The sequence below is a fragment of the Bacteroides sp. BFG-637 genome (assembly GCF_024793605.1).
In the GTDB taxonomy this organism is placed as follows: Bacteria; Bacteroidota; Bacteroidia; order Bacteroidales; family Bacteroidaceae; genus Bacteroides; species Bacteroides vicugnae.
In genome coordinates, this window is sequence record NZ_JANUPD010000002.1 from 4,037,603 (window position 1) to 4,057,291 (window position 19,689).

Genomic DNA, 19,689 nt, shown 5'->3' on the forward strand with positions numbered 1-19,689 from the left:
GAACTATTTAACATCGCAATGAAATTGATTTCCTCTCCGGCCAAGGCTTGGGAGGAAATTTCTATGGAAGAGGATAGGCGAAAAGTCTATATGACTTTTGTCTATCCTATGATTGGTTTATGCGGTCTGTCCGTGTTCGTCGGTTCACTATTGACGAATGGATGGGGTGGCCCGCAAAGTTTCCAGATAGCTATGACTAACTGTTGTGCTGTAGCTGTAGCCCTGTTCGGTGGCTATTTTCTGGCGGCTTATGCCATGAATGAAATGGGAACAAGAATGTTTGGTATGCATAGCAATATGCCATTGACACAACAGTTTGCAGGATATGCATTAGTTGTGCCTTTCCTGCTTCAGATAGTAACCGGACTATTACCTGATTTTAGAATTATTGCTTGGTTGCTGCAGTTCTACATCGTCTATGTGGTATGGGAGGGAGTTCCTGTATTGATGGGAGTAGAAGAAAAACAACGATTAAAATACACCCTTTTGTCGTCTGTATTGTTAATACTATGTCCGGCGGTGATACAGATTGTATTTAATAGACTGACGGCCATACTTAATTAATGAGTGAAGATGAAACAACCTTCTGTAAATATAAAGAATAAACGGGCTACGTTTGATTACGAGCTGATAGATACCTACACAGCAGGTATTGTGTTGACCGGTACGGAAATAAAATCCATTCGTTTGGGAAAAGCCAGTCTGGTAGATACGTTTTGCTATTTTACGAAAGGCGAATTGTGGGTGAAGAATATGCACATCGCCGAATATTTCTATGGATCGTACAATAATCATACGGCACGTAGAGAGAGGAAGTTGTTGCTTAGTAAAAAAGAATTGGAAAAACTTCAGCGGGAGATGAAAAATCCCGGTTTTACGATTGTCCCTGTACGCTTGTTTATCAATGAGAAAGGTTTGGCGAAACTGGTCATAGCTTTGGCGAAAGGTAAGAAAGAGTATGATAAACGGGAATCTATTAAGGAGAAAGACGACCGTAGAGATATGGCAAGAATGTTTAAGCGGTAAGTAAAAAGCGCTATAAGATAAAACGCCGGACTACGAGAAGTCTGGCAGATGTTGGCAGAGTGGTAATTAGGTATTAATGTGATAGGGTAATGAAAAAGACAATTTCTCAGATCGTATCCGAGCGCATCCTTATTCTGGATGGGGCAATGGGTACAATGATTCAACAATATAATCTCAAGGAAGAAGATTTTCGTGGTGAACGCTTTGCGCATATTTCCGGACAGCTGAAAGGGAATAATGACTTATTGTGTCTGACACGTCCCGACGTGATTCAGGATATTCATCGTAAATACCTGGAAGCGGGTGCGGATATCATCGAGACCAATACATTTAGTTCGACCACAGTTTCTATGGCTGATTATCACGTAGAAGAATACGTGCGCGAGATGAATCTTGCAGCCGTAAAACTAGCACGTGACCTTGCTGACGAGTATACAGCCAAGAATCCCGATAAACCACGTTTTGTGGCCGGTTCCGTAGGACCTACCAACAAAACCTGCTCAATGAGCCCGGACGTAAACAACCCGGCTTATCGTGCTTTGAGTTACGACGAACTGGCTGCATCCTATCAGCAACAAATGGAAGCAATGCTCGAAGGTGGGGTAGACGCCATTCTGATAGAGACAATCTTTGATACCCTAAATGCCAAAGCTGCAATTTTTGCTGCCGAACAAGCCATGAAAGTGACAGGTGTGGAAGTGCCGATCATGTTATCTGTAACAGTGTCTGATATTGGCGGACGAACATTGTCCGGACAAACATTGGATGCATTTCTGGCTTCTGTGCAACATGCCAATATCTTTTCTGTCGGTTTGAACTGTTCATTCGGTGCCCGGCAGCTAAAACCATTCCTGGAACAGCTGGCATCCCGTGCACCTTATTATATTAGTGCCTATCCGAATGCCGGATTACCGAATAGTCTGGGTAAGTATGACCAGACACCTGCGGATATGGCTCACGAAGTGAGAGAATATATTGAAGAAGGGTTAGTCAATATTATTGGTGGCTGTTGTGGTACGACAGATGCTTATATTGCTGAATATCCCGCCCTTATAGAAGGAGCTGAACCACACGTTCCTGCCTCTGCGCCGGATTGTATGTGGCTCTCCGGACTTGAACTGCTGGAAGTGAAGCCGGAAATAAACTTTGTGAATGTCGGCGAACGTTGCAACGTAGCCGGTTCGCGCAAGTTCCTTCGTCTCATCAATGAAAAGAAATATGATGAAGCCCTTTCTATCGCCCGCCAACAAGTGGAGGACGGTGCTTTAGTGATTGACGTCAATATGGACGATGGATTGTTGGAGGCAAAGACAGAGATGACTACTTTCCTGAATCTTATCATGTCCGAACCCGAAATAGCCCGTGTTCCGATTATGATCGATTCTTCCAAATGGGAAGTTATTGAAGCCGGACTGAAGTGTCTTCAGGGTAAGTCAATCGTCAACTCTATTTCTTTGAAAGAGGGAGAGGAAGTTTTCCTTGAACATGCCCGAATCATCCGGCAATATGGAGCCGCTGCTGTAGTTATGGCGTTCGACGAGAAAGGACAGGCAGATACAGCCGCCCGTAAAATCGAAGTATGCCAACGGGCTTACCGTCTTTTGGTTGATAAAATCGGTTTTAATCCTCACGATATTATTTTTGACCCCAATGTGCTTGCCGTAGCTACGGGGATTGAAGAACATAATAACTATGCTGTAGATTTTATTGAAGCTACCGCTTGGATAAAGAAAAATCTCCCCGGTGCACATATCAGCGGAGGAGTCAGCAACCTTTCTTTCTCTTTCCGTGGTAACAATTATATTCGTGAGGCCATGCATGCAGTGTTCCTTTATCATGCCATCCAGCAAGGAATGGACATGGGGATTGTGAATCCGGGAACTTCCGTATTGTACACTGATATTCCGGCTGATGTCTTGGAAAAGATAGAAGATGTTGTCTTAAACCGTCGTCCGGATGCAGCTGAACGTTTGATAGAACTAGCAGAATCTCTGAAAGCAAACATGAGCGAAACTGCCGGACAGCCGGCTGTCAAGCAAGACGCATGGAGAGAAGGAACTGTTCAGGAACGTTTGAAGTATGCCTTGATGAAAGGAATCGGAGATTTTCTGGAACAGGACTTGGCAGAAGCTTTGCCTCTTTACGATAAAGCAGTCGATGTAATTGAAGGACCGCTGATGGATGGAATGAACCATGTTGGTGAACTGTTTGGTGCCGGCAAAATGTTTCTTCCCCAAGTTGTAAAGACTGCCCGTACCATGAAGAAAGCTGTAGCTATCTTGCAGCCGATTATTGAATCGGAAAAAGTAGCAGGAAGTGCTTCGGCAGGTAAAGTGTTACTGGCAACGGTGAAAGGAGATGTGCACGATATCGGAAAAAACATTGTAGCTGTAGTGATGGCCTGCAATGGTTATGATATTGTGGATTTAGGAGTAATGGTTCCCGCAGAAACCATTGTCCAGCGGGCTATCGAAGAAAAGGTCGATATGATCGGGTTGAGTGGACTGATTACTCCATCTCTGGAAGAAATGGCTCACGTAGCTGCTGAACTCGAAAAAGCGGGGTTGGATATTCCTCTTCTGATTGGTGGTGCCACTACATCGAAGATGCATACAGCATTAAAGATTGCCCCTGTCTATCATGCTCCGGTAGTACACCTGAAAGATGCTTCCCAAAATGCAGGCGTTGCTTCCAAATTGCTCAACCCGCAGGCAAAAGCCGAACTGGTGAATGAATTGGAGGCTGAATATCAAGCACTTCGTGAAAAGAGTGGGCTGATGAAGCGTGAAACTGTTTCGCTGGAAGAAGCACAGAAAAATAAGTTGAACCTGTTTTAAACATTGTCACAATGAAAAAGATTTTCTCTTTCTTATATCTGATTGTAGTAATCACTGTTATGACCTCCTGTTCTTCTGCAAAAGAAGAAAAAGGAACATCCGGAACCGGAAATGCTGTTTTGGATAATATTTTCGAACGCAAAAGTGTGCGTGCTTATCTGAATAAAGGAGTAGAGAAAGAGAAAATCGACTTGATGCTTCGTGCCGGAATGGCTGCTCCTACGGGTAGGGATATCCGTCCATGGGAGTTCGTAGTAGTATCCGATCGTGCCAAACTGGATTCAATGGCAGCAGCACTTCCTTATGCCAAAATGCTGACGCAAGCCCGTAACGCCATCATCGTTTGTGGAGATTCTGTACGCTCGTCATATTGGTATTTAGATTGCTCCGCAGCAGCACAGAATATTTTGCTGGCTGCTGAAAGTCTGGGATTGGGTGCTGTATGGACAGCGGCCTATCCTTACGAAGACCGTATGCAAGTAGTGCGTAAATATACTAACCTGCCCGATAATATTCTTCCACTTTGTGTCATCCCTTTTGGCTATCCGGCTACAAAAGAGAACCCGAAACAGAAATTTGACGAGAAAAAGATACATTATAATCAGTATTAGTAAACAAAAGTTTTGTCTTTTCAATAATTTCCTTACATTTGCGTCCAAATTGATTAAAATCTGATACGCAAATGTTTGGAATAGACGACCCTTTTATTATTCTGCCTTACCTACTTTCGGTGGTATGTGTGATTTTTGCTGCTTGGTTTGGGCTGAAATATTGGAATAAGGACGACGAAAAAGACGAAACCCGATGAATACATTTACTCTTGGACTAATTGTGGTAGCTTATCTGCTGTCACTGGCCTACCTCGGCTTTTTGGGATATAAGAAAACGACGAATAGCAGTGACTATTTGGTAGGCGGACGTCAGATGAATCCTATCGTAATGGCACTTTCTTATGGTGCTACGTTTATTTCCGCATCTGCTATTGTAGGTTTTGGAGGAGTGGCGGCTGCTTTTGGAATGGGTATTCAGTGGCTCTGTTTCCTCAATATGTTCGTAGGGGTGGTTATAGCTTTTATCTTTTTCGGTTTGCGCACCCGGCGTATGGGGGTGAAGCTGAATGTGAGTACTTTCCCTCAATTACTAGGCCGTCATTTCCGCTCCCGTAATATACAGGTATTTATTGCTGCTGTTATTTTCATCGGAATGCCGCTTTATGCAGCGGTTGTAATGAAAGGTGGAGCCGTATTCATCGAACAGATTTTCCAGATTGATTTCAATATCTCTTTGTTGATATTTACATTGGTCATTGCTGCTTATGTTATAGCGGGGGGAATGAAAGGGGTAATGTATACGGATGCTTTGCAGGGCGTTATTATGTTTGCTTGTATGCTGTTTCTGTTATTCTCTCTATATCAGGTGCTCGGCATGGGTTTTACCGAAGCTAATAAAGAATTGACTGCCATTGCTCCGCTAGTTCCGGAAAAGTTTAAAGCGCTGGGACATCAAGGATGGACTACAATGCCTATCACAGGTTCTCCACAATGGTATTCGCTGGTAACTTCTCTCATTTTAGGAGTAGGAATCGGCTGTCTTGCACAGCCGCAGTTGGTGGTTCGCTTTATGACCGTGGAGAGTAGCAAGCAGTTGAATCGTGGTGTATTTATCGGTTGTTTCTTTCTGATTATAACAGTAGGAGCTATCTATCATGCCGGAGCGTTGAGTAATCTTTTCTTCCTGAAAACAGAAGGAGCGGTTGCTACCGAAGTTGTGCAGGATATTGATAAGATAATTCCATATTTTATTAATAAAGCGATGCCCGACTGGTTTGCCGCACTCTTTATGTTGTGCATCCTTTCAGCCAGTATGTCTACGCTAAGTTCGCAGTTCCATACGATGGGGGCTTCGGTAGGTTCTGATATTTACGGAACTTATAAACCCCGTTCACGGAATAAACTTACCAATGTGATCCGTCTGGGCGTATTGTTCTCTATCCTGGTCAGCTATATTATTTGTTATATGTTGCCTCATGATATTATAGCCCGCGGAACTTCTATCTTTATGGGAATTTGTGCAGCCGCTTTTCTTCCGGCTTATTTCTGTGCTTTATATTGGAAGAAAGCTACTAAACAAGGCGTCATGGCAAGTCTTTGGGTGGGAACAATCGGCAGTCTGTTTGCTCTTGTGTTTCTTCATCAGAAAGAATCTGCATCATTGGGTATCTGTAAAGCGTTATTCGGACGGGATGTGTTGATTACCACTTATCCTTTCCCTGTGATTGACCCGATATTATTTGCCTTACCATTATCTGTATTGGCTATTGTCGTAATCAGTCTGATGAGTAAAATAAGTATTAAGTTTAGGTATTAAGTATTAGCCGTAGCTTCTGATACGTTTATCCGCATGGCTTAATACTTAATACTTATTTCAAGCTTTTATTTTCTTTTTGTAGGATTCGTAGCGCGACATAATATCTCGAACGAAATTGTAAGTCTCGATGCCACGGAAATATCCGTTTTTGCAGACAGGATCGTTGAAGTATTCTTGATTGCTTTTAAGCAAGATGAAGTTTTCTACATTATCTTTCCATACTAATTTGTTCTTCCCGTATTTTTCGGCTAGTGCCATTGCATCATATATATGTCCCAAACCGGCATTATAAGATGCCAGGATAAAGTTGAGCCGCTCCTGTTTGTCGGGAATCATGCTGAAACTCCGGTCGGTGGCGGTAATATATTTGATAGCTGCTTTCACACTTTCCTCCGGATTCTGCTCTTTGCCGGGAGGTACTCCCATTGCACGTGCAGTGGCAGGCATCAACTGCATGAGTCCTTTGGCGCCTGCCCAAGATACAGCTGTGGTATCGAAATTGGATTCTGTATACGCTAATGATGCAAGCATACGCCAATCCCATCCGATATCTTTGGAATACTTTTTGAATAAATGGTCATAATGGGATATCTTTCCTTCTTTTAAGGAGAGGATAGGAGAGTGCGGCATCATTTTACTATTCTCAAAATAACGTTTCATACTGGCTGTGTAAGCAGGAGAAGTCATGTTTTCCTGATGCCATTGGGTAGCGGCGGCTGCCAGTTCGGGACTGTCTTTTCGTACCGCCCATGAAGACCGTTGATCGAAACTGATGGACAGATCGATATTTAAATTGGGATAGTAGGTCTTGTTAAGTTTGGCTAAATCATTGTCGGCCACCGTATACGGAATTTTTCCTTGCGCTACTTGCGTAATCAAGTCCTCAATAGTGATACTGTCATTGGTGACTTCATGAATCTGGATACCTCCTCCTAATTCACTGTTCAGATTGACGAGACGGTCATAATATTTCCCCGGTTTTACGTATATATCTTTTCCGACCAGTTCGGTTACATCTTCCAACGGCTTCTGTTTTCCTCTCCCTTGCTGAACAATTACCTGGTGAGTAATTACATCTTCGCCACAATAAAGAAGACTGTCTTTCCATTCTTTGGTGATTGGCAGATTATAGGCAATCATGTCTCCTTCGCCTGCCAATAATTTTTGGATCATTTCGTCGACGTTGTTGGCTACTTCAATCCTAAGTTTTAGTCCCAGACTTTTAGCAAACTGTTCACTAAGTTCATACTGGAACCCCATTTCTTGTCCCCGGTAAATGAAATAGGAAGTAGAACTATATAATGTCAATACAACGAGTTCGCCACTATCTTTTATTTGTGGAAGATCACGCGCTGTCTCATCCATCTTGTTATGATGCTTATTCCGGCATCCGAGCATACAACAAAATAGAATAAGAAATAAAGGAATACTCAGTGTCTTGACATTCATTTCTTAATTTTTAATTTTCAATTTTTAATTCTTAAGGTGCTTCTTGATGTACATGGTCAGTATATCAATAGCTACCTTATTACTGCCTCCTTCGGGTACAATAAGGTCGGCATATCGTTTGCAAGGTTCGATAAATTGCAGGTGCATAGGTTTTAAAACCCGTGTATAACGTTCCATTACAGCTTCGGCAGTACGTCCGCGCTCAATGACATCTCTTTGGATGACACGTATCAGGCGTTCGTCGGGATCGGCATCAACAAATATTTTGAGGTCCATCATATTGCGCAGCTTTTTATCACATAAGGCAAGGATTCCTTCAATGATAACCACTTCACGAGGTTCGATATGAATCGTTTCGGGCTGACGCGTACATGTGAGATAAGAATAAGTGGGCTGTTCAATACTCTTTCCTTCTTTCAGCATCATGACATGCTTGGAAAGCAGACTCCATTCAAAAGCATCCGGATGGTCAAAATTGATATTCTGGCGTTCTTCAACCGGGATATGACTACTGTCTTTGTAGTATGAATCCTGTGGTAAGAGTACTACCTCTCCTGCGGGGAGGCTTTCCTATAATTTTCCGTACGACGGTGGTCTTTCCGGAACCCGTTCCGCCTGCTATTCCTATAATTAACATCTCTTTAAGTGTATATTTGAACCAAATAGAGTATTTTTGCATTACTATTAATGTGGTAAACACATTAACAAGACAAATATAGAAACAATTCATTAAAATAACAACGTAATGGTAAAACACATTGTATTATTTAAGTTAAAAGACGAAGTTCCTGCTGAAGAGAAACTGGAAGTCATGACTAAATTCAAGGAAGCGATAGAAGCTCTTCCTGCTAAAATTTCTGTAATTCGCAAAGTAGAGGTCGGATTGAATATGAATCCTGGTGAAACATGGAATATTGCGCTTTACAGTGAGTTTGATACACTAGAAGATGTTAAATTCTACGCAACACATCCCGACCACGTGGCTGCCGGAAAGATTCTGGCTGAAACGAAGGAAAGCCGTGCGTGCGTAGACTATGAATTATAAACCCCAAGATAAAGATGAGAAAAATAATCTCTTTCCTGCTTTTAAGCTTTGCTGTATATGCATTGCAAGCGCAGATCAAAGATCCGGTAAAGTTTAAAACAGAGTTGACACCTCTCTCCGATACGGAGGCAGAGGTGGTGTTTACAGCTACCATAGATAAAGGTTGGCATGTTTATTCTACCGATCTGGGAGATGGCGGTCCTATTTCCGCAACATTCAATGTTGATAATAAGTCGGGTGTCGAGCTTGTTGGCAAGCTGAAGCCTGTAGGCAAAGAAGTATCTACTTTCGATAAATTGTTCGAAATGAAGGTACGTTATTTCGAGAACACAGCAAAGTTTGTGCAGAAAGTAAAATTTACGGGTGGAGCTTACGCAATCGAAGGTTATCTGGAATACGGAGCTTGTGATGACGAGAGTTGTCTGCCTCCTACTCAAGTGCCGTTCAAGTATTCCGGAGTAGCAAAAGCCGGAAATGCCGCTGCAACGAAAACAGAGCAACCGGAGCAAAAGATAGCGGATAAGCAAAAAGAAGAACCCGTTCCTGCTGCTGCGAAGGATTCTTCTGCGATGATGGAGCTGGTGTCTGCAACTACAACCGAAGCTGCTACGGATATTCAGCCTGCTGTTGCATCGGGTGATCTTTGGAAACCGGTAATCAGTGATTTACAAGCCTTAGGAGAAGAGCATGGCCAGGAAGACATGTCCTGGATATATATATTCATTACAGGTTTTCTGGGTGGATTATTGGCATTGTTTACCCCTTGTGTATGGCCGATTATTCCGATGACAGTCAGTTTCTTCTTAAAACGTAGTAAAGACAAAAAGAAAGGAATTCGTGATGCGTGGACATACGGTGCATCTATCGTAGTGATTTATGTGGCATTGGGCTTGGCTATTACTTTGATTTTCGGAGCCAGTGCATTAAACGCTTTATCTACCAATGCTATTTTCAACATTCTCTTCTTCCTGATGCTGGTGATTTTTGCTGCTTCATTCTTTGGAGCGTTTGAAATCAGGCTGCCGTCGAAGTGGGGAAATGCGGTAGATAGCAAGGCTGAATCTACGACCGGATTGCTAAGTATTTTCCTGATGGCTTTCACGCTTTCGTTGGTATCTTTCTCTTGTACAGGTCCGATTATCGGGTTCCTGCTGGTACAGGTATCTACGACAGGAAGCGTAGTTGCTCCGGCAATCGGTATGTTAGGATTTGCCATTGCTTTGGCGTTGCCGTTCACACTCTTCGCCCTGTTCCCGTCTTGGCTGAAATCGATGCCGAAGTCCGGCGGATGGATGAATGTTATCAAGGTTACGCTGGGTTTCCTCGAATTGGCATTTGCACTTAAATTCTTGTCAGTTGCTGATTTGGCTTATGGTTGGAGATTGCTTGACCGCGAAACATTCCTGGCTTTATGGATTGTCATCTTTGCTTTGCTTGGATTCTACCTGTTGGGCAAGATCAAATTCCCGCACGATGACGATGATAATAAGGTGGGAGTCACCCGCTTCTTTATGGCGTTAATCTCTTTAGCATTTGCCGTATATATGGTTCCCGGTTTGTGGGGAGCGCCATTGAAAGCCGTATCTGCATTTGCTCCGCCTATGCAGACGCAAGATTTCAATCTGCATAAGAATGATGTACACGCGAAATTCGATGACTATGATTTAGGAATGGAATATGCCCGTCTGAATGGAAAACCGGTTATGCTCGACTTTACCGGATATGGTTGCGTAAACTGCCGTAAGATGGAGGCAGCGGTATGGACTGACCCGAAAGTGAGTGATTTGATTAATAACGACTACGTATTGATTACACTTTATGTAGATAATAAAACTCCGTTGACCGAACCCGTGAAGATTATCGAAAACGGTACAGAACGTACCTTGCGTACTGTAGGCGATAAATGGAGCTATCTGCAACGTGTGAAATTCGGAGCTAATGCCCAGCCTTTCTATGTATTGCTGGACAATCAGGGTAAACCGTTGAATAAGTCGTATGCTTATAACGAAGATATTCCTAAGTATATTGAATTCTTACAGACCGGATTGGAGAATTATAAGAAAGGGAAATAACGATTGCTCTGATAATGTCTGGTCTTGAATAATGGATAAATAAAAGCGGTCTCATCGAAACGGTGAGACCGCTTTTATTTTTTTATTTCAGAAAAAATACATACGTTTGTAACATCATAACAATACCTTTGTGCCCAAAATAAAGAAAATATGTACGCAACAGACACTCTTATAGATGATCGGGAATTAGTTCTTCGCCTGATAGACGGAGATGAAGAGGCCTTTTGCGAACTTTATGCCGCTTATAAGAATCGTTTGCTCTACTTTGCTCTGAAATTCGTCAAGTCGCGTGAATTTGCGGAAGATATTTTCCAGGATGCATTTACAGTAGTCTGGCAAACTCGTCGTTTCATCAATCCCGAAGCCTCTTTCTCTTCCTATCTTTATACTATTGTGCGTAATCGTATTTTGAATCAATTGCGGGACATGGCTAATGAAGATCAGCTGAAAGAACAGATTCTTTCTCAAGCGATTGATTCAACGAACGAAACGAATAATCATGTTCTGCTCAATGATTTGAAAGAGATTATTGCCCGTGCGTTGGAGCAATTAACGCCCCGCCAGCGTGAGGTATTCAAAATGAGCCGTGAACTTCAGATGTCTCATAAAGAAATAGCCGAAGCATTGGGTGTTTCTGTTCATACGGTGCAAGAACATATTTCTCTTTCTCTAAAAGTGATTCGTTCCTATTTGACTAAATATTCAAGTACATCAGCCGATGTACTTTTGATTCTATTGTGCTTGAATTTATAATAAATGTTAATCATACCCTAGCTCTTTCTTACTTTTGTGTATTACTTATACAAAGGGAAGGAAATTAATATCCTTATTTTGAATATATGATGAAAGATACTAAGACAGAAAAAGATAAATTGCATCGCTACTTGGATGATCTTTATACCCGGGAAGATGCTTCACAGTTATTGCAAAGTATTAAGGATTCAGAAAACCAAGATATATTGGACGAACTGGCAGCAGAGGTTTGGGAAGAATCCGGGAATCTGCAACCTGGTAATGATTTGGAGCGGGAGAAATATAAGAGAGAAGCACGCCAATTGCTGAAGCGTATTGAACACAAAAAACGTACATGGTTCCGCCGGGCTTCTGTGGTGGCAGTCAGTACAGCGGCTGTAATAGCCATTATCATAGGGAGTGTCAACTTTTTCCGGTATATGAATGCACAACAGGTCACACTGGCTGAAATCACCACTTCCTTTGGTGAGAAAAGACAAGTGACTTTGCCGGACGGAACTCTTTTGGTTCTGAACTCTTGTTCGCAAGTGCGTTATCCGGATCGTTTTGTTGGAGATCTCCGTGAAGTGGAACTTGAAGGTGAGGGATATTTCCGTGTTGCCCGCAATGAAAAGATGCCATTTATTGTGAGGACGAAGCGACTGGATGTTCAGGTGTTAGGTACCCGGTTTGATGTAAAATCCTATTCAACAGATGAAATAGTGTCTGTGAGTGTGGAGAGTGGTAAGGTACAGGTTGATTTACCGGAAGCGATGATGAGGCTGACTGCTAAAGAACAGGTGCTTATCAATACTGTTTCCGGAGAATATAGTAAGAAAACGGAGGATAGGGGAGTGGCTGTCTGGATGAAAGGCGGGTTACGTTTTTACAGTACACCTATCCGCGACGTGGCAAAGGAACTGGAACGGGTATATAATTGCCGGATTACTTTTGCTTCCGGTCAGGATTTCAACAACTTGATTACCGGCGAACATGATAACAAGAGTTTGGAAGCGGTACTTAAATCCATTGAATTTATCAGCGGTGATATCAAATATAAGAAAGAGGGCATCCATGTGCTTCTTTATAAAGAATGAGATGAATAATAGATAATGTTTAACCTTTTAAAAAATAATAGATGAAAACAGCTCCTTCATGAACCTCCCCAAAATGATAGAAGCACTCCAAAGGAATGCCTCTATCCGCAATCCGGACGGATATTCATAAGCTTCGACCCAAATGAATAACGTATCGCGCATTGCTTGTTTTTAATAACTTTAGTCAATTACTAAAACGCACAAATTTATGAATAATCTTCTTATTTGTAAAGGGATAAGTAAAAATAGCTGTTCGTTTTTAGCTTTTTTACTATTCACCTTCATTTTAATAGCTCCGGCTGCTGCTCAGACATTGAAAGAGCATGATATTACGCTTCGTGTGCAAAACGAGCCGGTAGAGAGTGTTTTCAATAAAATCAGCAAACAGACTAATTTTAAGTTTCTCTATGATCAGGAGACGGTGAACAAGGCTCCGAGAGTTTCTTTCGACATTAAAAATGCTTCATTAAAACAGATTCTGGGAGAAATTACTTCCCAGGCCAAGCTTTATTTCAATAGGACCGATCATACAATTGCTGTTAGCAAACAGCCGCTTAAGAAAGAAGAAACTGTTCAACGTACACGTACTATACAAGGTATTGTTGCAGATGATAAAGGAGAACCGGTGATTGGTGCCAGTGTGCAGATTAAGGGAGAGGGTAGTGGTACGATTACCGATATCGACGGACGTTACTCAATCATGAATGTACCGGAGTCTGCAACATTGACCATCTCTTATATTGGATATAAAACGGTAAATATCTCTGCAAAGGATAAAAATACGGCGAAAATCACGTTGGTAGAAGATAGTAAGATGATTGATGAGGTAGTAGTGGTGGGATATGGAGTTCAGAGGAAAAGAGACGTCTCTACTTCTATTTCTTCCGTGAAAGCTGAACAAATTGCGGACGTTTCTGCTTCAGACTTTCGTCAGGCGTTGGCGGGTAAGATGCCGGGGGTACAGGTTACACAGCCAAGTGGTGATCCGGAGGGAAGTGTAAGTATCCGTGTTCGTGGTATCAGTACGGTTAATGCCGGTAGTGATCCTCTTTATATTATTGATGGCGTGCCGGTAGAACGTGGATTTGCCAATCTGAATAATAATGATGTCGAATCTGTGGAAGTTTTGAAAGATGCTTCGTCGGCAGCTATTTATGGTAGTCGCGGTTCCAACGGTGTCATTATTATCACGACCAAGCAGGGACAGTCGGAAAAGATGAAAGTGCAGTATGATGGATATTATGGCATCCAGAGTGTTTCGAAGAAACTTTCAATGATGAATGCATATCAGTTTGCCGAATTTGCAAAGGATGGTCATGACAACGCTTATCTGGATGCTAATCCCGGAGGGTCACCGGATGACCCGAACGGAATGCGCCCGAACTCATGGGAACGTATTCCTACCGAACTCTTTCCCTATCTGAATGGTGATAAGGGGTTGACGGATACGGATTGGCAAGATGCTATTTTTCGTACTGCTGCTACTACCAGCCACAATGTTTCTATTTCCGGCAGAGGAAAAACAGTCGGCTATTTCATTTCTGCCAACTATTATGATAAAGAGGGTATTATAATTAATTCCGACTTTAAGAAATATAGTATGCGTATGAATTTGGACGGGAAATATAAAAGACTGAAATTCGGTCTGAATTTCTCGCCTTCCTATTCTACTTCCAATCGGGTAGATGCTTCCGGATCTAATGGTATTGTGCAATCGGCATTGATGATGCCTCCGGTATGGCCGGTGTATAATGCGGATGGCAGCTATAATTATCAGGGAAACGGCTATTGGAGAATTGGAAATGACTATCAGCATAATGCCGTATTGAACCCGGTAGCTATGGCAAACTTACAATCGGATGTCGTAGACCGTATGGCGATTGTCGGAAAAGTTTTTGCTGAATTGGAATTGTATAAAGGGCTTACCTATAACATTTCTTTTGGTGGCGATTATTACGGTTCGCATAATGACCAATATCGTTCTTCGGAACTTCCTTTATTGGGACAGAAGTATTATGATGTAAAGTCAAATCCGACAGCCTACAGTTCATCAGGTTTTTATTTCAACTGGTTGGTGGAGAATAAAATCAATTATAACACAACGATTAAGGATGCTCATTTTATCAATGTGGTCTTAGTACAGTCGGCTCAAAAAGAGACATATAAAGGAGATAATGTGACGGCAACCGATTTCCCGAACGACTATATACAAACAATTTCCGGAGGTACGGTGACGAAAGGTGCATCTGATAAAACCCAATGGACGATTGCTTCTTATCTGGCACGTATGCAGTACAGTTATAAAGGTAAATATATGGCTTCGGCAGCTATTCGTGCAGACGGTTCTTCCCGTTTTGGAAAGAACAATCGGTGGGGATATTTTCCTTCAGCTTCTTTGGCGTGGAGAATAAGCGGAGAAGACTTCTTTACGAAGGCTAGGTATCTGTCGTTTGTTGATGATTTGAAGTTAAGAGCGAGTTATGGAGTGACCGGTAACTTCCAGATTGGCAATTATGATCATTTGTCTCTGATGGCTTTGGATAATTATGTGCTTGGTACAGGAAACGGACAATTAGTGAATGGTTACAAGCCAAGTACCATAAAGAATGAAGATTTGAGTTGGGAAAAGAATGCGATGGTGAATGTGGGCATCGATTTACAGATGTTCAAAGGATTGCTGGGACTGACTGTGGATTATTATAATACCAATACCTCTAATATGTTATTGAATGTACCGGTTCCCCACCTGACCGGATATAGCACTGCATTGATGAATATCGGTAAAGTGAATAATAGGGGATGGGAAGTTGCCTTGACCTCGCAGAAGAATATAACTAAAGATTTCGGTTATTCATTCAATGCCAATTATGCCACTAATACGAACGAAGTGAAGGCACTCGGTCCGGGTAATGCTCCTATCATATCTACCGGTAGCGTAGATCATGCTTATTACATAACGAAAGTCGGTGAACCTATCGGATGTTATTATCTGTTGGTGCAGGATGGAATTTTCTCCAATGAAGAAGAATTAAAGAAGTATCCTCATTTTAGCAATACCCAGCCGGGAGATTTCCGCTTTGTGGATGTCGATGGGGATGGAGTGATGGACTTGGATAAAGACCGTACGATCGTAGGTAACTATATGCCCGATTTTACTTATGGGTTTGGTGGTAAAGTCTGGTTTAAGGGATTTGACCTTGATTTTAATTTTCAAGGAGTATATGGTAATGAGATTTTGAATCTGAATCGTCGTTACATTGATAATCTGGAAGGTAATACCAATGGCACCACTATAGCCTTGAACCGTTGGAAAAGTCTGGAAGATCCGGGAAACGGTCAGGTGAACCGTGCCAATCGTAAGTCAAAGGGGTATAATGGCCGTACTTCAACTTGGCATCTGGAAGATGGTTCTTATCTGCGATTGCAGAATGTGACGCTAGGATATACCTTGCCGAAGAACCTGACTCAACGCTTTTTCGTGGAAAAATTGAGAGTTTACGTTTCAGGACAAAACTTGTGGACTTCGACTGGCTATAGCGGATATAATCCGGAAGTAAATGCACGTCCGAGTAATTCTCTTTCACCGGGTGAGGATTATGGAACTTATCCATTGGCTAAAACATTCTTGTTTGGGCTGAACATAACACTTTAATCATCCTTTAAATACACGTTATATGAAAAAATATAAACTAATACTATTCCTGTCAACTGCTTTTTTATCAGTTGCTTGTACAGATAGTTTCTTTGATTTGGAACCGAGTAGCAGTGTTCCTACTGACAAGGTATATAAGACAGCGGAAGATTTTAATGTAGCCGTGATAGGATGTTATTCCAAATTGCAGACACAAGTTTCCTATTTTACAGAGTGTTGTGAATATCGGAGTGATAATCTGACATTGAGTGCGCCCACCGCCGGAACTCAAGACCGTTATGATATCGATCAGTTTGCAGATAAAGCCTCTAACGGAATTCTGGAAGATGCTTGGGCGAACTTTAATAATGGAGTCTATCGTTGCAATCTTGTATTAGATAGAATTGATGAGGCCAACTTCGATGCGACTCTGAAAAAACAATATAAAGGCGAAGCTCTTTTCATCCGTGCCCTTACTTATTTTAATATGTATCGTTTGTGGGGAGGGATACCGATGACTAATAAGGTGGTGACAGTGGCAGAAGCTCTTAAAATCGGGCGCAGTTCCGATCAACAGGTTTATGATTTTCTTGTTGGTGATTTGAATCAGGTTATTAATGAAAATATGTTGCCGTCTTCTTATACAAGTGCCGATATGGGACGTGTGACTTCCGGTGCTGCAATGGCGTTGCTCGGCAAGATTTACCTGACTTTCCATAAATGGACGGAAGCCCGCAATGTGCTATCCCAACTAGTGGGTCGGTATTCTTTAATGACTACCCCCGAACAGGTGTTTGACGTGAACAATAAAATGAATGATGAGATTATTTTTGCTGTTCGCTTTAATAAAGATGTCGAAGGAGAAGGACATGGATATTGGTTCTCTATTATTAACCTGACTGATGATACCAATCAGACAAAGTCTCTGAAAGAGTGTTACAAAGAGGGAGATAAGCGCAAAGATCTGATTACCTATGTAAAGGTGGAAGATAAAGTATGCGTGATGAATAAATTTAAAGATGTCAAAAGTGCGACCTATAATACGGTCGGTAATGACCAGATTATTCTCCGTTATGCCGATGTGTTGTTGATGTACGCCGAAGCTTTGAATGAAATCAGTTATAGTAATTTGCAGAATTCAGAAGCTATGGTTGCTTTGAATGCCGTACATACCCGTGCCGGATTGTCTCCGCTTCAGATAACAGAGCTTCCCGATCAGGATAGTTTCCGTAAAGCGATTATGTTGGAACGTCAACAGGAGTTTCCTTATGAGGGACAGCGTTGGTTCGATTTGGTACGTATGGGAGGTGCTAAGGAGGCTATGAAAGCAGAAGGACATATTATTCAGGACTACCAATTCCTGTATCCTATTCCAAAAACGGAGTTGGAAAGAATAAACAACACAGAACTGTTGTGGCAGAATACGGGATATTAATAGGATTAAACTAAAAGAAATCAAACGATGAAAAAAATACTATATAGCTTGTTGTTTATTTTCACGGTAGTCTTTACTGCTTGTGAAGAAGATCTGCCAAAGGCAAGTTTCGGTTTATATGAACTGAAGTCACTAACGGCAACAGCCGGAGATATGAATGTGACTCTTTCCTGGGAAGCATACGAGAATGCCCGTCCGAATGAATATTTGATTCTTTGGACTTCCGGATCATCAGAAGCGGAAGGAGGCGAGATGACTGTGGATGCAAAAACAATGACTGCCACTATCAATAATCTGGTGAATGATGTTGCTTACACTTTTTCTGTGCAACCTCGTTATGCAGGAGGATTGGCCAGTAAAACTACTGCTGCCTGTACACCGAAGAATGCAAGATATCCGATTTCTGATCTGACGGCAGCAGCCGGCAATGAAAGAGTGCGTTTGAGATGGACGAAACCTGCAAGTGAACGTTTCACTCGCTATCAGGTTACCGTGAATCCCGGTAATCAGATTATCAATCTGGATGATACTTCATTGGAGGAATACATCGTTGATGGTTTGACTAACGATCAGGAATATACATTCAATGTAGTCTGTGTTTATCCTACAGGCAATTCTATTGCGGTGGAAACTTCTGCTACTCCTGGGTTGATCTATCCTATTCTTGCTAGTACGGAACTGGTTGTGTGGGAACCTTCTACCTTTGCTTATAACGATATGTATTTCATGACTGGTGAAGTGAAATCGGTAAGTTGGGATTTTGGTGATGGTACGACATCAGGAGAAAACAATCCGGTACATGCTTTTGCTACTACCGGTACTTATACAGTGGCCGTAACGGTGACTTATGTTAATAATACCACCGAGTCGGGCAGTCTGACTGTCACGGTCGGCAATTATAAATGGAATTCTGTCGATTTGAACTTCGGTGGGCTTACCGGATATGTAAAGACCTCCAATCCGGTGTTCTCTCCGGATGGAAAAACAATGTATATCCCGACATCTACTCCTGCAGGTCATTTGTTTGCTATTGATGTAGTGAGCGGTGAATTTAAGTGGGTGTTTGCTATCAGTCAGATAACCTATGGTGGAGGTGCGTTGGTGGCTCCTGATGGTACAATCTATCAGTGTGTAAGAAATGCCGCTATTAATAATGTATATGCTATTAATCCGAATGGAACTCAAAAGTGGGCAGTAAAATTGGATGCTGCGATAGGAGCTTTTCCTGCATTGTCGGTCGATGGTATTCTTTACTGTCTCACCAATAAGAGTACGCTGTATGCGTTGGATGCATCCAGTGGTGCTATTAAATGGCAACAATCACTTGACGGAGCAACTGGTAGTGCTGTGGCTATCGATAAAGCCGGAAATGTTTATGCAGGTACAAGTGCTGCTATTTATGCTTTTAAACCGAATAAGGATCAGATATGGAAATTGGAAGAAGTAAATGTGACGGAACAGGCTACGTTTGCTTTGAAGGAGCAGGTGCTTTATGCGACTTTGAAAGGGGGCGGACTTGTTGCTGTTGATATGACAAACGGGACAAAGAAATGGACGTATCCGACTACGAAAGGGGATGCTTATTTCCCGATTGCTGATAAAAATGGCAATGTCTATTTTACGGAAAAAGGATCGCAGACTGTTCATGCAGTAAATGCCGCCGGATCTAAAATCTGGGAGAAAAATGTGGGTAATAATTTGAATTACAGTGGAGGTGCTTTGAGTACGGATGGTATTCTTTATGTAGGTACCCAATCGAATAACAAAGTGCTGGGACTCGATATTACTAATGGCAACATTGTTTTTGAAGAGACTGTGGGGCAACAGGTCATGGCAGCTGTTACCATCGGTCCGGACAAACGGCTTTATTGCGGAACAATCGGATCTAATAATATCGGTTCAGTAAAGGCTTTTGCTGTCAATAAGACATTAGCAACAGACTCATGGAGTATTCGTGGTGGTGATATTCAAGGTACAAACCGTCAAAAGTAAGCGATA

The 19,689-nt window shown here is 42.1% G+C and carries 14 protein-coding genes and 1 pseudogene; 13 read left to right on the forward strand and 2 right to left on the reverse strand.

Going from position 1 to position 19,689, the window contains the following annotated elements:
- Positions 1-18 precede the first annotated feature (18 nt).
- The 6 genes from NXX38_RS15540 (at position 19) to NXX38_RS15565 (ending at position 6,230) form a co-directional block, all read left to right on the forward strand.
- A complete protein-coding gene (locus tag NXX38_RS15540) occupies positions 19-564 on the forward strand; it encodes a Yip1 family protein (RefSeq protein WP_148366102.1) in 546 nt (181 codons plus the stop codon).
- A gap of 9 nt (positions 565-573) precedes the next feature.
- Positions 574-1,026, forward strand: coding sequence for an SsrA-binding protein (smpB, locus tag NXX38_RS15545; protein ID WP_117937536.1), 453 nt, complete (start codon positions 574-576; stop codon positions 1,024-1,026).
- 89 nt (positions 1,027-1,115) lie between these two features.
- On the forward strand, positions 1,116-3,863 hold the full coding sequence (metH, locus tag NXX38_RS15550; protein ID WP_195649030.1) for a methionine synthase: 2,748 nt from the start codon (positions 1,116-1,118) through the stop codon (positions 3,861-3,863).
- Positions 3,864-3,874: 11 nt separating this feature from the next.
- The gene (locus NXX38_RS15555; protein ID WP_195649031.1) at positions 3,875-4,474 is read left to right on the forward strand and encodes a nitroreductase family protein; all 600 of its coding nucleotides are present in this window, start codon (positions 3,875-3,877) and stop codon (positions 4,472-4,474) included.
- A 71-nt stretch (positions 4,475-4,545) separates the two neighbouring features.
- On the forward strand, positions 4,546-4,671 hold the full coding sequence (locus tag NXX38_RS26940; RefSeq protein ID WP_004296931.1) for a symporter small accessory protein: 126 nt from the start codon (positions 4,546-4,548) through the stop codon (positions 4,669-4,671).
- Positions 4,668-6,230, forward strand: coding sequence for a sodium:solute symporter (locus NXX38_RS15565; RefSeq protein WP_258980094.1), 1,563 nt, complete (start codon positions 4,668-4,670; stop codon positions 6,228-6,230). The genes NXX38_RS26940 and NXX38_RS15565 overlap by 4 nt, the downstream gene beginning before the upstream one ends.
- A gap of 57 nt (positions 6,231-6,287) precedes the next feature.
- Here NXX38_RS15565 and NXX38_RS15570 read toward each other — a convergent pair whose 3' ends face one another.
- Both NXX38_RS15570 and udk read right to left on the reverse strand, forming a co-directional pair.
- A complete protein-coding gene (locus NXX38_RS15570) occupies positions 6,288-7,679 on the reverse strand; it encodes a transglycosylase SLT domain-containing protein (RefSeq protein ID WP_074637414.1) in 1,392 nt (463 codons plus the stop codon).
- A 24-nt stretch (positions 7,680-7,703) separates the two neighbouring features.
- Positions 7,704-8,316: pseudogene (udk, locus tag NXX38_RS15575) on the reverse strand (uridine kinase).
- 108 nt (positions 8,317-8,424) lie between these two features.
- Between udk and NXX38_RS15580 the strand changes: the two are divergent.
- The 7 genes from NXX38_RS15580 (at position 8,425) to NXX38_RS15610 (ending at position 19,683) form a co-directional block, all read left to right on the forward strand.
- Positions 8,425-8,724 carry a Dabb family protein gene (locus NXX38_RS15580; protein WP_004296927.1) on the forward strand — a complete coding sequence of 100 codons (300 nt, stop codon included), beginning with the start codon at positions 8,425-8,427 and terminating at the stop codon, positions 8,722-8,724.
- Positions 8,725-8,738: 14 nt separating this feature from the next.
- Positions 8,739-10,796: a cytochrome c biogenesis protein CcdA gene (locus NXX38_RS15585; protein WP_234132017.1), complete on the forward strand. Its 2,058-nt coding sequence runs from the start codon at positions 8,739-8,741 to the stop codon at positions 10,794-10,796.
- A gap of 150 nt (positions 10,797-10,946) precedes the next feature.
- Entirely contained in the window at positions 10,947-11,549 is a 603-nt protein-coding gene (locus NXX38_RS15590; RefSeq protein ID WP_099146403.1) for an RNA polymerase sigma-70 factor, read from the forward strand.
- A gap of 86 nt (positions 11,550-11,635) precedes the next feature.
- Positions 11,636-12,625, forward strand: a complete 990-nt coding sequence (locus tag NXX38_RS15595; protein WP_195649034.1) for a FecR family protein — start codon at positions 11,636-11,638, stop codon at positions 12,623-12,625.
- Positions 12,626-12,833: 208 nt separating this feature from the next.
- Positions 12,834-16,277, forward strand: coding sequence for a TonB-dependent receptor (locus NXX38_RS15600; protein WP_258980100.1), 3,444 nt, complete (start codon positions 12,834-12,836; stop codon positions 16,275-16,277).
- A 22-nt stretch (positions 16,278-16,299) separates the two neighbouring features.
- Positions 16,300-17,691 carry a RagB/SusD family nutrient uptake outer membrane protein gene (locus tag NXX38_RS15605; protein ID WP_258980102.1) on the forward strand — a complete coding sequence of 464 codons (1,392 nt, stop codon included), beginning with the start codon at positions 16,300-16,302 and terminating at the stop codon, positions 17,689-17,691.
- 27 nt (positions 17,692-17,718) lie between these two features.
- Positions 17,719-19,683, forward strand: coding sequence for a PQQ-binding-like beta-propeller repeat protein (locus NXX38_RS15610; protein WP_258980104.1), 1,965 nt, complete (start codon positions 17,719-17,721; stop codon positions 19,681-19,683).
- The last annotated feature ends 6 nt before the right edge of the window (positions 19,684-19,689 follow it).